At 63.4% G+C, this 16202-nt stretch carries 15 protein-coding genes; 10 read left to right on the top strand and 5 right to left on the bottom strand.

What is annotated here, in order from left to right; all coding sequences use genetic code 11:
* Positions 1-555: 555 nt before the first annotated feature.
* Both AC07WT_RS04965 and AC07WT_RS04960 read left to right on the top strand, forming a co-directional pair.
* A complete protein-coding gene (locus AC07WT_RS04965) occupies positions 556-2247 on the top strand; it encodes a sensor domain-containing diguanylate cyclase (protein WP_494946259.1) in 1692 nt (563 codons plus the stop codon).
* A 163-nt stretch (positions 2248-2410) separates the two neighbouring features.
* Positions 2411-2677, top strand: a complete 267-nt coding sequence (locus AC07WT_RS04960) for a hypothetical protein (protein WP_115104224.1) — start codon at positions 2411-2413, stop codon at positions 2675-2677.
* A gap of 83 nt (positions 2678-2760) precedes the next feature.
* On the opposite strand, the gene AC07WT_RS04955 is transcribed toward AC07WT_RS04960, so the two are convergent.
* Both AC07WT_RS04955 and AC07WT_RS04950 read right to left on the bottom strand, forming a co-directional pair.
* On the bottom strand, positions 2761-4077 hold the full coding sequence (locus AC07WT_RS04955; protein WP_494946258.1) for an ATP-binding protein: 1317 nt from the start codon (positions 4075-4077) through the stop codon (positions 2761-2763).
* The gene (locus tag AC07WT_RS04950; RefSeq protein ID WP_492594054.1) at positions 4061-4786 is read right to left on the bottom strand and encodes a response regulator; all 726 of its coding nucleotides are present in this window, start codon (positions 4784-4786) and stop codon (positions 4061-4063) included. Before AC07WT_RS04950 ends, AC07WT_RS04955 begins: the two co-directional genes overlap by 17 nt.
* Before the next feature lie 220 nt (positions 4787-5006).
* Between AC07WT_RS04950 and AC07WT_RS04945 the strand changes: the two genes are divergently transcribed.
* Entirely contained in the window at positions 5007-5543 is a 537-nt protein-coding gene (locus tag AC07WT_RS04945) for a Spy/CpxP family protein refolding chaperone (RefSeq protein WP_494946257.1), read from the top strand.
* A 215-nt stretch (positions 5544-5758) separates the two neighbouring features.
* On the opposite strand, the gene AC07WT_RS04940 is transcribed toward AC07WT_RS04945, so the two are convergent.
* Positions 5759-6469, bottom strand: a complete 711-nt coding sequence (locus AC07WT_RS04940) for a pirin family protein (protein ID WP_494946256.1) — start codon at positions 6467-6469, stop codon at positions 5759-5761.
* A gap of 686 nt (positions 6470-7155) precedes the next feature.
* On the opposite strand from AC07WT_RS04940, the gene AC07WT_RS04935 reads away from it, so the two are divergent.
* The 5 genes from AC07WT_RS04935 (at position 7156) to AC07WT_RS04915 (ending at position 12081) form a co-directional block, all read left to right on the top strand.
* Positions 7156-7932: an ABC transporter substrate-binding protein gene (locus AC07WT_RS04935; RefSeq protein WP_494946255.1), complete on the top strand. Its 777-nt coding sequence runs from the start codon at positions 7156-7158 to the stop codon at positions 7930-7932.
* A 203-nt stretch (positions 7933-8135) separates the two neighbouring features.
* Positions 8136-8825, top strand: coding sequence for an ABC transporter permease (locus AC07WT_RS04930; protein ID WP_492594058.1), 690 nt, complete (start codon positions 8136-8138; stop codon positions 8823-8825).
* Positions 8822-9535, top strand: coding sequence for an ABC transporter permease (locus AC07WT_RS04925; RefSeq protein ID WP_494946254.1), 714 nt, complete (start codon positions 8822-8824; stop codon positions 9533-9535). Before AC07WT_RS04930 ends, AC07WT_RS04925 begins: the two co-directional genes overlap by 4 nt.
* A 41-nt stretch (positions 9536-9576) precedes the next feature.
* Positions 9577-10356, top strand: a complete 780-nt coding sequence (locus AC07WT_RS04920; protein ID WP_494946253.1) for an ABC transporter ATP-binding protein — start codon at positions 9577-9579, stop codon at positions 10354-10356.
* Positions 10357-10956: 600 nt separating this feature from the next.
* On the top strand, positions 10957-12081 hold the full coding sequence (locus AC07WT_RS04915) for a porin (protein ID WP_492594061.1): 1125 nt from the start codon (positions 10957-10959) through the stop codon (positions 12079-12081).
* A 288-nt stretch (positions 12082-12369) separates the two neighbouring features.
* Here AC07WT_RS04915 and glnK read toward each other — a convergent pair whose 3' ends face one another.
* Together glnK and AC07WT_RS04905 are read right to left on the bottom strand one after the other, a co-directional pair.
* Positions 12370-12708 (bottom strand): P-II family nitrogen regulator, encoded by a 339-nt coding sequence (gene glnK, locus AC07WT_RS04910; RefSeq protein ID WP_006048444.1) that lies wholly within the window; start codon positions 12706-12708, stop codon positions 12370-12372.
* 148 nt (positions 12709-12856) lie between these two features.
* Complete coding sequence (locus tag AC07WT_RS04905) at positions 12857-14545, bottom strand: NAD+ synthase (protein WP_494946252.1); 1689 nt, start codon at positions 14543-14545, stop codon at positions 12857-12859.
* Positions 14546-14677: 132 nt separating this feature from the next.
* Here AC07WT_RS04905 and AC07WT_RS04900 point away from each other — a divergent pair, with 132 nt between their 5' ends.
* Both AC07WT_RS04900 and AC07WT_RS04895 read left to right on the top strand, forming a co-directional pair.
* Positions 14678-15847 carry a GNAT family N-acetyltransferase gene (locus AC07WT_RS04900; RefSeq protein ID WP_494946251.1) on the top strand — a complete coding sequence of 390 codons (1170 nt, stop codon included), beginning with the start codon at positions 14678-14680 and terminating at the stop codon, positions 15845-15847.
* Between the two features lie 9 nt (positions 15848-15856).
* The gene (locus AC07WT_RS04895) at positions 15857-16174 is read left to right on the top strand and encodes a GIY-YIG nuclease family protein (RefSeq protein WP_492594064.1); all 318 of its coding nucleotides are present in this window, start codon (positions 15857-15859) and stop codon (positions 16172-16174) included.
* Positions 16175-16202: the final 28 nt, after the last annotated feature.

Raw genomic sequence — 16202 nt, 5'->3', positions numbered from 1 at the left:
GGACGTGTCTTCGGGCAAGCTGCCCGGGACCGGTACCGCGAAGCCGGACTCCTCTGTCGCCGCAGGCGCCGCCCGTAGGCTGGCGAGCTCTCCTTGTTTTGGACGGCACGACACTACACCATCCTATGTTTCAGGCACAACCTTTCGCAGTAAAAAGCGGCAAACTCCCGGCAACGAATCTCGGCCCGTCATCGGCAAGCCATACCGCAGTCGTTTATCGTCGCGCGCCAGCTACACTCGAGGGCCCGCCGAGGATCCATCAGGCATCGCCCCGCGCCACCCGAAAACCCCGCGCAACCATTCAGAATCCCGACACGCTGCCGTTAAGAACCTGATGGGCTATACGGGTGTACTTCGCATTCCCGCAATAACGGTGGCGTCTGGTCCCACGACGGTTAAAATCGGGAAACGACGCACATGTTCGTGGCGCATGTTCGTGGTTCATCCCGGGCCGCTACGGCACCCCGCCACCCGTTTCCACAAGGACGAATCAGCGCCGGCGCGCTGCCACGAACGAGCTTGTTGCATGTCACAGCCAGACGGATCAGAGGGTCGATGAACAGGACAACCTTGCGCCAGGCAACCGGACCGGTCAGCTTTGTGCTGATCGTGCTCGTTTGCTGGTTCGTGGCCGGCATGGTCGCGGACCGGATGGTACAGCAAGAGCTGGACGCGGCCTTGCACGTGCAGCGGCAAATGTCCGCGTCGATCGTCGACAACATGGCCGAGGTGATCGCCAGCGACCTCGCGATGTCGCGGGCCATTCCGGCAACCATGGCCGAGATGGATGTGGTCCAGCACGCGCTGTCACAATCCCAGAATTATGCCGCGAACGACGAAGCGGCGGAACCCGCCCAGCGCGCCGCGTTACTGAAAGACCCGCAGATGGCCGCTGTCAGCGACTTTCTGCACGACGCGCAAGGCTTCTCCGGACTCGACCAGATCTGGCTGGTCAACGCCAGCGGCATCTGCGTCGCCTCGAGCAACTCCATCCACAACCCGCTCGCCGCAGAGCGATCCTTCGTCGGCTCCGACATGCGCACGCGCAGCTACCTGACCAACGCGCTGCTCGGCGCGTTCTCGGAAGCCTACGGCGTCGGCCGCGTGAGCAGCGAGCCAGGCATCTTCATCGCGGCGCCGGTCTACGCCGATGGCCTGCTGGTCGGGGTGGTGGTCGCCAAGGTGGGGATCGCGAGGTTGCGCCACTGGGTCGCGCATGCCGGCACCTTCGTTGCCGACGAGAACGGCGTCGTCATCATGGCGCACAACAGCGCGCTCGAAGGCCACGCGCTGCCGGACTCGCGGGTCCAGCACATGAGCGCGGCCGAACGCCAGACCACCTATCACCGCGAGTCGTTCCCCGACGTACGGATTCAGGTCGCCCCACAGGTGCGCGAGCAGGCACCGTGGGTGCCCACCGCGATCGCCGCGCAACTGTTCGGCATGACCGAGCGGCCCGCGCCGTCGCTTTACCAGGCGCGCGGCGGATTGAATTCGGGACTGTCGGCCCATCTGGTCGACCCGCTCGCGGCCTGGCCTGAATTGCTGCGCAATCACAAGCGCGATCATCTGCTGGTGTTTCTGACGCTGGCCGGCACGGTCGCGCTGGCGTGGGTGATCACTGTGTCGTATGTGCGCGAGCGGCGCCACCATCGCGCCACGCGCGACCTGGCCGAGCAATTGCAATCGGCCAATACGCTGCTGTCGGCCGAGGCGCGCCACGACGCGCTGACCGGCGCGCTGTCGCGGCGCTATTTTCTCGATCTGCTGAGCCACGAGATCGAACGCGCGCAGGCGAACAACGAGCCGCTGTGCATGGCGATCGCCGACCTCGACCACTTCAAGCAGATCAACGACCGCTTCGGCCACGCCGCCGGTGACCGTGCGCTCGAACATTTCGTCGACACCTGCCGCGCCGAATTGCGCGGCGCCGATGCAGTCGGCCGGCTCGGCGGTGAAGAATTCGGCCTGCTGCTGCCGGCCACCGGCCTCGCCGGCGGCCGCGAAGTGGTGGAACGGCTGCGCCTGCGCCTGAAGGCGGTTCCTTCGCCGAAGCTGCCTGCCTCGGTGGGCCTGAGCGTCAGCATCGGCATCACTGAACTCTCGCCCGACGATCTGCCCGAGCGGATCATGAGCCGCGCCGACCTCGCGCTGTACGCGGCAAAGACCGGCGGTCGCGACCGCACCGAAGCGCTCCCGCCCGACGACACCGCGCCGCCGGCTCGCACTGCCGCCAACGTCTGGTAACAACAAATCGATGCGCAGCGGGACGCATCCGCGCGCGCATCCAGAATCCAGATGACGTAACGTAAGACCCGGCGCAAGACCCGGCCTTCGGCATGCCATGACGAAGCAGGTATCATCAACCCTGATATTGAGATTGCCGCTACCGCTCTAACGGGAGATTCGCATGAAGGGAAATCTGGTCATCGTGTGCCGCGATCACGATGCTGACGCGTTCGACCACTTGCTGGCCGAATACGGCGCATTTCAGACGCGCCTGTCGTCGACCGCGTGGTATCTGAAACTGGACGTCGCGCCGGAGCTGATTCAGGAAGAGATACTCGCCCGTCTCGGCAAATACACCACGCACTACATCTTCGAAGCCGAAACGGTGACGTGGAATACGGTGGATAACGAGGCGGCGAATGCGCTGAACACGCTGTTTTCAGACTAGCACGCCGCTGCGCGTCTCGAGATACTCAGGCGCGCGCTCCGACTATACGCAGGGGGCCGGGCGCGGGCGCCCTCACCCCTGACCTACCACGCACTTTCCGATGCCGCCGCGACACGCGGCACCGACTCGAACGGAAAGCTCATCAAAACCCGCAAGCCACGTCCCTCGTGGTTGCCGATCTCCCACTCTCCGCCCGCACGCCGCACCAGCCGTTCGACGATCGCCAGCCCCAGACCGCTATGGCCGTTGCCGCCGCGCGCCGGATCGAGCCGCACGAACGGACGGCTCGCATTGATCAGATCCTGCGCGGCGATGCCGCTGCCGTTGTCGCGCACCGACAGCGTGAAGCCCTGAGGCGTGCGCGCCGTGGCGACGACGATCGGCGGCGCGCCGTACGCGTACGCGTTGTCGAGCAGGTTCGAGAGAATCCGGTCGAGCGTGGCGGCAGGCAGCAGGAAACCGCGCCCCGCATTGAGTTCGGTCTGCACGGCCGGCGCACCGGACGCCACCGCGCGATAGCTGCGCACCACGCGCTCGCACTGCGTATCCACCTCGACCGCCTCGCTGCGATCGGCGCCGTCGTGAGCGAACACCAGAAATTGCTCGACGATATGCGTCATCGAATCGACGTCGCGCACCACGCCGTCGCGCATCTTCACTTCGTCCATCATCTCGGCGCGCAGCCGCAGACGCGCAAGCGGCGTTTTCAGGTCGTGCGCGACGCCGGCCAGCATCACGGCGCGGTCGTTCTCGGTACGGGCCACTTCCTGAACCATCTGGTTGAAGCCATGCGTGAGTTGACGCAATTCGCGCGGGCCGCGCTCGGGCACCGGCGGCACCGGCAGGCCGCGGCCGAACCGCGCCACCGCCTGGGCGAGCGAGCGCAACGGCTGCTGCAACGCCCATGCGGCAAACAGCGCCGCCATCACCGCGAACGAAAAGATGATCGCGAGCCACAGCACCGTACGGTCGAGCGAACGCGGCGTGCGCAACGGCTGCACCGGCACAACGATCCAGTTGCGATCCGAGACGGCGCGCACCCACAGCGTGGGCGGATGGCCCGGCTGGCCGATCCGCACCAGGGTGCCTGACGGCATGCGGTCACGCACGTCGTCGATGAAACGTTCGAGCGGCGCCGGCAGGTTCGCGGCATCCGGCGGCACGTCCGGGCTGGCCGGATCGACCAGCCTCACGCGCGAGGGCAACGGCTGGTCCGGCGTACGCGCGACGTGCTGGCGCACCGCGTCGACGAGGAAGGTGGCTTCCTCGACCGCGTAGCGCGTTTGCAGATGGCTGCGCTCGAGGCGCATCAGCGCGTACCACGCGAAATGCGACAGCAGCAGCACCGCGACAACTAGCAGCGCCAGCCGTCCGAACAGCGAATCAATGGGTCGGCGCATGCTGTTCGCCGTCCGGCACGAACACGTAGCCGCGCCCGCGCACCGTCTGAATGAAGCGCGGCGTGGACGGATCGGTTTCGAGAATGCGGCGCAAGCGCCACACCTGCACGTCGATGCCGCGGTCGGTGCCGTCGTATTCCGGGCCGTGCAGCAGTTCGAGCAGGCGCTCGCGCGTGAGCGTGCGCATGGGGTGATTGACGAAAATCTTCAGCAGCGCGAATTCGCTGCCCGACAGCGTGAGCGGCTTGTCTTCGAGATGCAGCGTGCGCGACTGGAAATCCAGCGTGAAGCGGCCGAAGCTGAACGGCTCGCGCTGCTCCGGCGCCGCCGCCGACGGCAGCGTGCGGCGCCGCCGCAATACCGCCTGCACGCGCGCCAGCAGCTCGCGCGGGTTGAACGGCTTGCCGAGGTAGTCGTCCGCGCCGAGCTCCAGACCGACGATACGGTCGACGTCGTCCGCGCGCGCGGTGAGCATGATCACGGGAATGTCGTCGCCCGACGCGCGCAGCTTGCGCAGCGCGGTCAGCCCGTCGACACCCGGCATCATCAGGTCGAGCACGATCAGGTCCGGGCGCTCGCGTTCGAGCCGCCGCTCGAGCGAGCCGGCGTCGTGCAGCACCGAGACCTCGATGCCCTGACGGGCCAGGTAGTCGCGCAGCAGATCGCGCAATTCGACGTCGTCGTCGACAACAAGTATTTGAGTAGCCATGGCTGAAGTTTAACGCGCAGGAGGGTGGGTTTCCGACCCCGGCCGACCCTCAAAGGGTTACCGGGTGTTACGGTGAAAGGCGCACGTAATGTCCCGTAATAGCCGCATCCAGCCACGTAACACAGCGCCGGGCGCACATCTCTACGCTGTGTCTTACCGAATGCAGGCCGTCTTCTGTTGCCGGTTGCATCGTCGGCTATTCCATTACAAGGAGCCTTACATGTCCACCAAAAAAAAATCGCGCATTCTCGCCGTCGCCGCCACTGCTCTCGCCATCGGCGCGGGCGCCGCCTATGCCGTGCAACCTGCTGATCACGGCGAACACGGCGGCCCCGGCGGCTGGCACGGCCACTTCATGAAGGAACTGACCCAGCTGCATAACCAGTTGAACCTGAACGCGGATCAGGAAAAGCAGTGGCAAGCCGCGCTCGACACCATGAAGCAGAACCACGAAGCGGAGCGCGCCAACCACGAGCAGATCAGGAGCCAGTTCAAGGCCGCGCAGCAGCAGCCGATTCTGGACCTGAATGCGATGGCCGCGGCGCACCAGCAAGTCGAGCAGAAGGACGCACAACTGCGTCAGCAGACTTCTGATGCATGGCTCAAGTTCTATAACGGCCTGAACGACCAGCAGAAGACCACCGTCAGCACGGCGCTGAAACAGCGCTTCGCCAAGATGGAAGCACGTCACGAAAAGATGCGCGAGCGCTGGGAAAATCGCAAGGGCACAGCGTCCGCGCCGGCTGCCAATCAGTAAGCGGCACGCGCTGCGGACAGCGGCTTTGGCCGGCCGCCGCCTGAAAGCAAAAACGCCACGGAAAGTTTTCCGTGGCGTTTTTGTTCGAGCGCGCGGCGTGCAAGCCGATACCGATACGCTAGTTGCGTCTTCAACCATCGGCCATGAGCGCTCGGCCGTTCAGCCGCGCATCCACTCGCGCGCTCTTCAGGTTAACCGCTCAGCCGCTTAAGCGCCTAGCCGTTGAGCGGACCCAGGTCGAACAACAGCACTTCGGCGTTATCGCCCTTTTCGAGCGTCACCTTGCCGGTCTCGACAAGCTTGGCCGCGTCGCCGGCACTGAGCGCTTCGCCGTTCACGGTAAGCGCGCCCCGTGCCACATGCACGTAAGCAAGACGACCTTTCGGCAATGCAAACTCAGCCTGCTCCGCACCATCGATCAGCGCCGCGTAGATCGACGCATCCGCGTGAATCGTCACTGAACCGTCGCGGCCGTCGGGCGAAGCGACCACACGCAGACGGCCGCGCTTGTCGACGTCGTCGAAACGTTTTTCTTCGTAGCCGGGCTGGTCGCCCGCGCGTTGCGGGATCACCCAGATCTGCAGCAGGTGCACCGGTTCGTCCGGCGATGCATTGAACTCGCTGTGCATCACGCCCGTGCCGGCGCTCATCCGTTGCACGTCGCCGTGACGGATCGTCGAACCATTGCCCATGCTGTCGCGGTGCGCGAGCGCGCCGTCGAGCACGTAGGTGACGATCTCCATGTCGCGATGGCCGTGCGTGCCGAATCCCTGGCCGCCGGCGATGCGGTCCTCATTGATGACCCGCAGCGGTCCGAAATGCACGTGTTGCGGATCGCGGTAGTCCGCAAACGAGAAGCTGTGATACGAGTCGAGCCAGCCGTGATTGGCATGGCCACGCTCGTCGGAACGTCGAATCTCGATCATGGGGTACTCCTGGTCGGTAAATAACGATGGCCAGAATGTATGGGCACGACCCGCGCCAGACAATCCGCGTGGGTGCACCGGATCGTTCCACAAATCCACGCAATCGGGTGCGGGTGTGGCGCACGGCCTGGCCGGCTGTTGAGTGACCCGGCTGCGGGCGGCCTGATTCCGGGGGCCGGCTCCCGGATGGCCGGCCCCCCGGATACAGACGCCAGCCCATTGCCAGCCACGGCGGATCATCATGGACCAGGCCACGCACAACGGCGTCGCGCATGCACAACGCATTTGCGCCAGTTGCCCGCTGCCCTGGGGGTTCCACACTGGCGCGCGGCCCCTGTTCGGGTAAAATACCGCCCTTTTTGAGAGAACGTCGGTGCGCGGGCTCGCCGGCGGGCCTGGCATACGGGCATATGCGGGCATACGGGCATATGCGGGCAAACGGGGGCGCGAAGAGACAGCCGTGGATAGCGGGGGCAACTGCGCGGGGGCAACTGCGCGGGGGCAACTGCGCTGCGCGGGAACCACTGCGGACTCCGCCCTTGCGCACCGGCCGCTCGATGCGCCGCTCCGGCGCGGCATCCACACGCGGCGCAACAATTTTGACCGCCTAGAATAGCGACGGCCAGCCACCAGCCGGCGGTCGTCGAGATCGAGCCACACGACGATCAGTTTGATCCGGGAGAAACATGAAGAAGTTCGCACTGTGCGTGGCGCTCGCCGTCATGACCACGGGCGCCATGGCGAAAGAATGGAAAACCGTGCGCATCGGGGTGGACGCCAGCTACCCGCCGTTCGAATCGAAGGCGGCCAGCGGACAAGTCGTCGGCTTCGACGTCGATCTGACCCGCGCGCTTTGCGCGAAGATGAACGTCAAGTGCGTGTGGGTCGAGCAGGACCTCGACGGCATCATCCCGGCGTTGAAGGCCAGGAAATACGACGCGATCGTGTCGTCGCTGACCATCACGGACAAGCGCCGCGAACAGATCGACTTCTCCGACAAGCTGTTCGACGCGCCGGCCCGCATGATCGCCAGGACCGGCTCGCCGCTCCTGCCGACGGCTGACTCGCTGAAGGGCAAACACGTCGGCGTCGAGCAGGGCTCGACTCAGGAAGCCTACGCAAAGGCCTACTGGGAGCCCAAAGGCGTGACCGTGGTGCCCTACCAGAATCAGGATCAGGTGTACGCCGACCTCGCATCGGGCCGTCTCGACGCCGCCCTGCAAGACGAAGTGCAAGCCGACGCCGGCTTTCTGAAGACGCCGCGCGGCAAAGGCTTCGCCTGGGCCGGCCCGGAAGTGAAGGACCCGAGGACGATCGGTGAAGGCACGGCAATCGGCCTGCGCAAGGACGACGCCGAACTGAAGGCGATGTTCAATCAGGCATTGGCGCAAGTTCACCAGGACGGAACGTTCAGGAAGCTCGCGAAGCAGTACTTCGACTTCGACATCTATCCGGGACGTTGAGCCAGTCACTGAGCAGTCGATCCGCCATACGCAACACGCAGTACCCACGAAATTCGGGGCTCGCCCGCATGGGCTTTCCCCTGGCTTCGCAATACAGTCGTAAAGACTCAAACGAGAGTCGAACTCAGGCTCGCGGCACAACGCGGCGCATAGCTGGCCGCGTCTTTCGCGGTGCGTCGCAAACGCATCGTCAAGGACCCCATATGTTCCTTCAAGGCTACGGCCCGCTGCTTCTCAACGGCACCTGGCAAACCGTCAAACTGGCGGTGTTGTCATTGGCGTTCGCTTTCGTGCTGGGCCTGCTCGGCGCGGCGGCGAAACTGTCGAAGAACCGCTTTTCCTATGGTGTCGGCACCGTCTACACGACGCTGATTCGCGGCGTGCCCGATCTGGTGCTGATGCTGCTGCTCTTCTACAGCATTCAGATCTGGCTGAACAACCTGACCGACATGCTCGGCTGGGACCAGATCGACATCAACCCGTTCGTGGCCGGCGTCGCGGTGCTCGGCTTCATCTACGGCGCGTACTTCACCGAGACCTTCCGCGGCGCGTTTCTCGCGGTGCCGCGCGGCCAGCTCGAAGCGGGCGCGGCCTATGGCATGACCGGCTGGCAGGTGTTCTCGCGGATCATGTTCCCGCAGATGATGCGCTTCGCGCTGCCGGGCATCGGCAATAACTGGCAGGTGATGGTGAAAGCCACGGCGCTGGTGTCGATCATCGGTCTCGCGGATGTCGTCAAGGCCTCGCAGGATGCCGGCAAAGGCACGCTGCGGTTCTTCTTCTTCACCCTGTTCGCAGGGGCGATCTATCTCGTCATCACCACAGTGTCCAACTTCGTACTGATGTACCTCGAAAAGCGTTACTCGACCGGCGTGCGAAAGGCGGATCTATGATCGAGATCATTCAGGAATACTGGCGCAATTATCTCTATACCGACGGCTACCGCTTCACCGGCCTCGCTATTACGCTGTGGCTGCTGGTGGTGTCGATCGGGCTCGGTTTCTGCCTGTCGATTCCGCTCGCGGTCGCGCGAGTCTCGAAGAAGAAGTGGCTTGCCAGTCTGGTGTGGCTGTACACGTATATATTCCGCGGCACGCCGCTCTACGTGCAGTTGCTGCTCTGCTACACCGGCTTGTATAGCCTCGAGATCATCCGCAATCACGAGCTGACCAACGCGTTCTTCCGCGACGGCATGCATTGCACGCTGCTCGCGTTCACGCTGAACACCTGCGCGTACACCACTGAAATTTTCGCGGGCGCGATCAAGGCGACACCTTACGGTGAAATCGAAGCGGCTCGTGCGTACGGCATGTCGTCGTTCACGCTGTATCGCCGTGTGATTCTGCCGTCGGCGCTGCGCCGCGCGCTGCCGTACTACAGCAACGAAGTGATCCTGATGCTGCACGCCACCACCGTCGCATTCACCGCGACCGTGCCGGACATCCTCAAGATCGCCCGCGACGTGAACTCGGCCACGTACCAGTCGTTCAATGCGTTCGGCCTCGCCGCCCTGCTCTATCTGTTGATTTCTTTCGCGCTCGTGTGGCTGTTCCGCCGCGCCGAGCGCCGCTGGCTCGCTTACCTGCGGCCGCAAGGCAAGTAACCCAGGGCACCGCGCCCCAAGCAAGCCCGCCAAGGATCCTGATGAACACCAAGAAGCAAAAGCTCTTCGTCGACGAGCTTCACAAACAGTACGGCGACAACGAAGTCCTCAAGGGCGTATCGCTGAAGGCCAACGCCGGTGACGTGATCAGCGTGATCGGCTCGTCCGGTTCAGGCAAGAGCACGATGCTTCGCTGCATCAACTTTCTCGAGCAGCCGAACTCGGGGCGCATCTTCGTCGACGGCGAAGAAGTCCGCACGCAGATCGGCAAGGCCGGCGCGCTGCGCGTGTCCGATCCGAAGCAGTTGCAGCGCGTGCGCACCAAATTGTCGATGGTGTTCCAGCACTTCAACCTGTGGGCGCATATGAACGTGCTCGAGAACATCGTCGAGGCGCCGATCAATGTGCTGGGTCTGAAGCGCAAGGAAGCCGAAGAGCGCGCGCGCCAGTATCTGGAGAAAGTGGGCCTGGCTCCGCGCCTGGAGAAACAGTACCCGTCGCATCTGTCGGGCGGCCAGCAGCAGCGCGTGGCGATTGCGCGAGCCTTGGCCATGCATCCGGACGTGATGCTGTTCGACGAGCCCACTTCCGCACTCGACCCCGAACTGGTCGGCGAAGTGCTCAAGGTGATGCAGACGCTCGCCGAAGAAGGCCGCACGATGATCGTCGTCACGCACGAGATGGCATTCGCGCGCAACGTGTCGAATCACGTGATGTTCCTGCATCAGGGCCGCGTCGAGGAAGAAGGCCATCCCGACGAAGTCTTCAGGAACACGAAGAGCGAACGGCTCAAACAGTTTCTTTCCGGCAGCCTCAAATAGAGAGAGAGAGGCGTTTGTACGGCCCAATATTTGGGCCGTAGTCGAAGTAAAATTACAAGGCGCTTACAAGCGCCTTTTTTGTTTCGCTCACCTGTGCATTCCGGCCTTTTGCACCGCGAAAATGGCTGCCGGCGCGCCCAGATACACGCCGCCCCCGCCCTACTCCGCTGCATTTAAAGCGTCAATAGTGGCAATCCTTAACGTTGCTCGCTCCGAACCGTGATTCCCTTGTCGCATAAGGGTTTCTGGCCGTTTTTCGGACGTGGCGGCAATTCTTTGCGCACATTCGTATTGCAATTTGGAGACACCTGCCAGGACAGGTACTAATTTCTTCTCCCAGACAAGGGTATTTTTGATAAATTAGTAACCAAAGTAGCAAAACAAAGTTCATTAAAAGTAGTTTCACTTCAAAACACAGAGGAGAACCGGTCGGCGAGGGATCGGCATGACGCTCAGAATAGCCGCCAAGGCTACCCGTCACGGCATGAGACCCGATCCACCCGCTAATCTCCCTGGTACCGATTTCTGTTCGGCGCTGCACGCGTCCGAACACCATTCGCAGTACTGGGTTTTACTTTTTGACAGGGTATGGAGGAGAAGATGAAGAAAGCTTTGCTCGCCGCGGCGCTGATGACAGCCGGTGTAGTTGCGCACGCCCAAAGCAGCGTAACGCTGTACGGCCGCCTTGATGCTGGCCTGGAATACATCAGTGGCCTTCCGAACGCTAATTACACGGGTTCCACGTCGCGCGTCCGTGCGGAAAGCGGTGACTGGGGCACGAGCCTGTGGGGCATGAAGGGTGTCGAAGACATCGGTGGCGGCAACAAGGTTCTGTTCCAGTTGGAAGGCTCGTTCAACACCATGAACGGTCAAGGTCCTGGCGGCGGCGGTCTCTTCAATCGCTGGGCAACGGTCGGTATGTCGAACGACGCGTACGGCACGCTGACGTTGGGCCGCATGCTCTTCATCTCGAACGGCGTGTGGGACTTCGACCCGTTCGGTCAGACGAGCTGGTCGTCGGCATCGCTGGTGCGTGGCCGCAACTGGCCGCAATCGAGCAACAACATTGCCTACCAGTCGCCGAAGTTCTACGGCTTTGACGTGTACGGTCAGTACGCACTGTCGAACGCAACGAGCTGGAACGGTAACGGCACGACGCCGCAAGGCCGCGAAGCCGGTCTGCAACTCACGTACAGCTCGTCGCTGTTCCAGGTGCGCGGCCTGTACGACGAAATCCGCAACAACAAGAACGGCCAGTTCACCGACCCGTTCAACTTCTCGCGTGAATACACGGGCGCTGTCAACGTGTTCCTCGGTCAGTTCAAGATCCAGGGCGCGTACCAGGCGATCCGCACGTCCGCAGCAGCAAGCGCAGCGGGCACGGCGCCGACCTCGCTCGATCACGAATGGGGTGGTGTGACGTGGCAAGCCACGCCGGCTGCCGCGCTGATCGCAGCGGTGTATCACGTGAATGCGAACAAGGGCGCGGGTAACGCAACGATCTACACGATCGGCGGCACGTACAACCTGTCCAAGCGCACGCTGCTGGACATCCAGGTGGCCACCGTGCGCAACAGCAAGACGGCTAACTTCGGTCTGGACGCGAACGGCGCAGGCAATGGCGGCAACATCACCGCTTCGGACGGCACGGTCTCGTACAACGAGAACCCGCTGCATGGCCACAGCCAGAGCGGCGTGTACGCAGGTATTCAACACTCGTTCTAAGCGAACGGTGCCCCCGAGGGGACTTCCTTCGGGGCGCCCCCCCAAGGGGACTTCCTTCGGGGCGTAGTCACAAGATCTTCGAGAGAATCTTTTTCACGCTGCTGCGAGAGGCGCGTATCGGTGCGATGTCCGAAAGGGTATCGCACCGTTTTTTATTTCTGCGCGCGGTTTTACCACTGTGTTTTGCGGCCTCCGCGCACCGTCGCGGTGCGTGCGATACGTGCGCTGCGCGCGTTGCAATTCCGGCAGCGCTTTAGACCGGCGTTTCAATGCTGCAGGACGCGCCGCTCAAACCGCCGCTTCGTTTTCCTCGCCCGTGCGGATACGGATCACGCGCTCGACGTCCGCGACGAAAATCTTGCCGTCGCCGATCTTGCCGGTGCGCGCCGCGCCGATGATCGCGTCGATCACCTGATCGCACTGATTGTCGGCGACCACCACTTCGATCTTCACCTTCGGCAGAAAGTCGACCACATACTCTGCACCACGATAGAGCTCGGTGTGGCCTTTTTGTCGACCGAAGCCTTTGACTTCGGTAACGGTCAGCCCGGTAAGGCCGACTTCCGCGAGCGCCTCGCGCACTTCGTCGAGTTTGAACGGTTTGATGACTGCAGTGATGCGCTTCATGGCGAACCTCGTCTCGTGATTGGCAGAGTGAAAGGGAAACGGATGATTTTTATTCTACGCCGCGCCGGATGCGTTGCGGCAATCCGGCGCGCGCTTTTGGATACGCTTAGGGATGTCCATAAGCGTTGGTTCTAACGCGCGGCCCTGTTCACTCGACCGGTTCGGTATAGCGCGACGTGATCGGATAACGCCAGTCGCGGCCGAACGCGCGGTGCGTGACGCGAATGCCGATCGGCGCCTGGCGGCGCTTGTACTCGTTGATCTTGATGAGGCGCGTGACGCGTTTCACGTCTTCGACCGCATAGCCCGCTGCGATGATTTCGGCGAGCGAGCGATCCTCTTCCATGTACATGCGCATGATCGCGTCGAGTACTTCGTACGGCGGCAAGCTGTCCTGATCGGTCTGATTCTCGCGCAGCTCGGCCGACGGCGCGCGCGTCAGAATCCGCTCGGGGATCACGTTCTGCTTGCCGAACGTGGTGGTCTGGTTGCGGTAGTGGCACAGCTTGTAGACCAGCGTCTTGGCAATGTCCTTGATAACCGCGAAGCCGCCGGCCATGTCGCCGTACAGCGTGCAGTAGCCGACCGCCATTTCGCTCTTGTTGCCGGTGGTCAGCACGATCGAGCCGAACTTGTTCGACAGCGCCATCAGCAAGGTGCCGCGGATGCGGGCCTGGATGTTTTCTTCCGTGGCGTCTTCGGCGCGGCCGGCGAACTCCCCGGCAAGCGAACTGCGGAACGCGTCGAACATCGGCGCGATCGCGATCTCGTCATAACGCACGCCGACGCGGCGGGCCATGTCGGCAGCGTCGGTCGTGGAGATGTCCGCGGTGTAGCGCGACGGCATCATCACCGCGCGCACCCGGTCGGCGCCGAGCGCGTCGCACGCCACGGCCAGCACCAGCGCCGAATCCACGCCGCCCGACAGGCCGATCAGCGCGCCCGGGAAGCCGTTCTTGTTAATGTAGTCGCGCACGCCCATCACGAGCGCCGCGTACACCTGCGCTTCGAGCGAGAGTTCCGGCGCAATGGCGGACGGAACCGGCCGCGCGCCGTCGAACTCGACGATCGCGTGGCCTTCGTCGAACTGCGCCATCTTCGCGACCAGTTCGCCTTCGCTGTCGAGCACGAACGAGCCGCCGTCGAACACCAGTTCGTCCTGCGCGCCGACCATGTTCACGTAGACCATGGGCAAGCCGGTTTCGCGGATTCGCGCGCGCAGAATGTCGACCCGCACCGCTTCCTTGTTCAGGTGATACGGCGAGCCGTTCGGGACCAGCAGCACTTGCGCGCCCGCCGACTTCGCCATTTGCGCAGCCGACGCATGCCACACGTCTTCGCAGATCGCCACGCCATACTTCACGCCGTCCAGTTCGAACACGAACGGCTTCGGGTCGGATGCGAAGTAGCGCTTCTCGTCGAACACCTCGGTATTCGGCAGATCCTGCTTGCGATACGTGCCGGCCACTTCCCCGTCGACGATCAGCGACGCCGCGTTGAACGTGTCCACCGGCGGCACGCCGCGCTCGATCGGCGCGTTTGCATTACCATGGCCGTGCGCCGCGTCGCGCAGCGGGTGGCCGACGATCACATGCAGGCCGGCGAACGGCTTGAGTTGCGCGGCGAGATCGGCCAGCGCCGCCGCGCTCGCCGTGTAGAACGCGGGACGCAGCAACAGGTCTTCGGGCGGATAGCCGGAGAGCGCGAGTTCCGGTGCGATCAGCAGCTTCGCACCATCGTTGTGCGCGGCGCGCGCGGCAGCGACAATCTTCGCGACATTGCCGGCGAAATCGCCGACGGTGACATTGATTTGAGCAAGAGCGATTCGGGTCTTCATGGCAGGATCGACAGGCAAGCCACGCGGCTTGCGAGTACCGCGGCTGGATAGCTCGACGGAACGGACAAATCGGATAAACGAACGACGCACCGCTCAACGCTGCGCGTCGCTCATTGGAAACAGTCACACAGATTGAACCAGGAACGCTTTGATTATCGCACGGGCATTCTGGCGTCGCCCTCCGAGGTGGACGCCGCTGAGTGGAATGCCCTGCTTGCGCAGCAGCCGCAGCCCACACCGTTTCTGCGGCACGAGTTTTTGAGCGCGCTCTGCGCGACCCGATGCGCGGTCGCCGACACCGGCTGGGCGCCGCAATTCGTCACGCTGACCGATCCGCGTTCAGGCAGGCTCGCGGCGGCCGCGCCCGTCTATCTGAAGGGGCATTCGTACGGCGAGTACGTGTTCGATTGGGCCTGGGCCGATGCGTACAAGCGCAACGGCTTGCCGTATTACCCGAAGCTGCTGTGCGCGGTGCCGTTCACACCGGTGCAGGGCAACCGGCTGCTAGCGGCGGATACGCACGCGTTGCGGCATCTGGCCGCGACGCTGATGGCGTTCGCCGAGCAGACCGACGTGTCGTCGCTGCACGTGCTGTTTCCGACCGAAACGGAAGCGAACGCGTTGACCGATCTCGGCATGATGCAACGCGAAGGCGTGCAATTTCACTGGCTGAACGACGGCTATCGCGACTTCGACGATTTCCTGTCGACGCTCGAACAGAAGAAGCGCAAGAACATCCGCGCCGAGCGCCGCAAGGTGCGCGAGGCCGGCGTGACGATGCGCCGGATCCGCGGCGAAGACATTCAGGACGCGGACTGGCGTTTCTTCAGCAAGTGCTATCGGCAAACCTACCGCGAGCACTTTTCGAGTCCGTATCTGAACCTCGATTTTTTCCGCATGATCGGCGCGTCGATGCCGGAGAACCTGCTGCTGGTGATGGCCGAATACGAAGGCAAGCCGATCGCCAGCTCGCTCGTGGTCTATCAGCGCGACGCGAACACCGGCGGCACGCTGTACGGCCGCTACTGGGGCGCGCTCGAGCACGTGCCCTGCCTGCACTTCGAGACCGCGTACTACCAGCCGCTCGAATTCTGCATCGAAGAGAAACTCGGCGCGTTCGAAGGCGGTGCGCAGGGCGAGCACAAGATGGCGCGCGGTTTTCTGCCTACCGTGACGCGCTCGGCGCATTGGCTCGCGCATCCGGCCTTCGCCGATGCGGTCGGCCACTTTCTCGACAACGAGAAGAACAGCATCCACGCGTATGTGGACGAGCTGCGCGAACACAATCCGTTCAGGAGCTGAAGCACACTCATGCCGTGGTTTCTGTATCTGCTCGAATGCTCGGACGGCAGCGTCTATACCGGCATTGCCACCGACGTGCAGGCGCGCTTCGACAAACACGTGAGCGGTGCGGGCGCGCGTTATACGCGTTCGCGCAAGCCGGTGCAGGTGTTGGCGTCGTTTGAGCTGACGGACCGCTCGAGTGCGTCGCGCGCCGAGTATTGGGTCAAGCGTCTGTCGCCGACAAAAAAGCGGGCGCTGGCCGCGGGGTTGCGGACCCTGGATTCGGTGCTGCCCTTGCCCGCGCCCGAAGAAGCAGCGGCGGAAGACGAAGTCGGCGCTTCCTAGCGAAGCAGCGCGCACTGCGACCACGACC

The sequence above is a fragment of the Paraburkholderia sp. GW821-FHT02A12 genome, from assembly GCF_059422005.1.
Note: the sequence above shows the minus strand (reverse complement) of the source record. Positions and strands in the feature narration are given on the sequence as shown.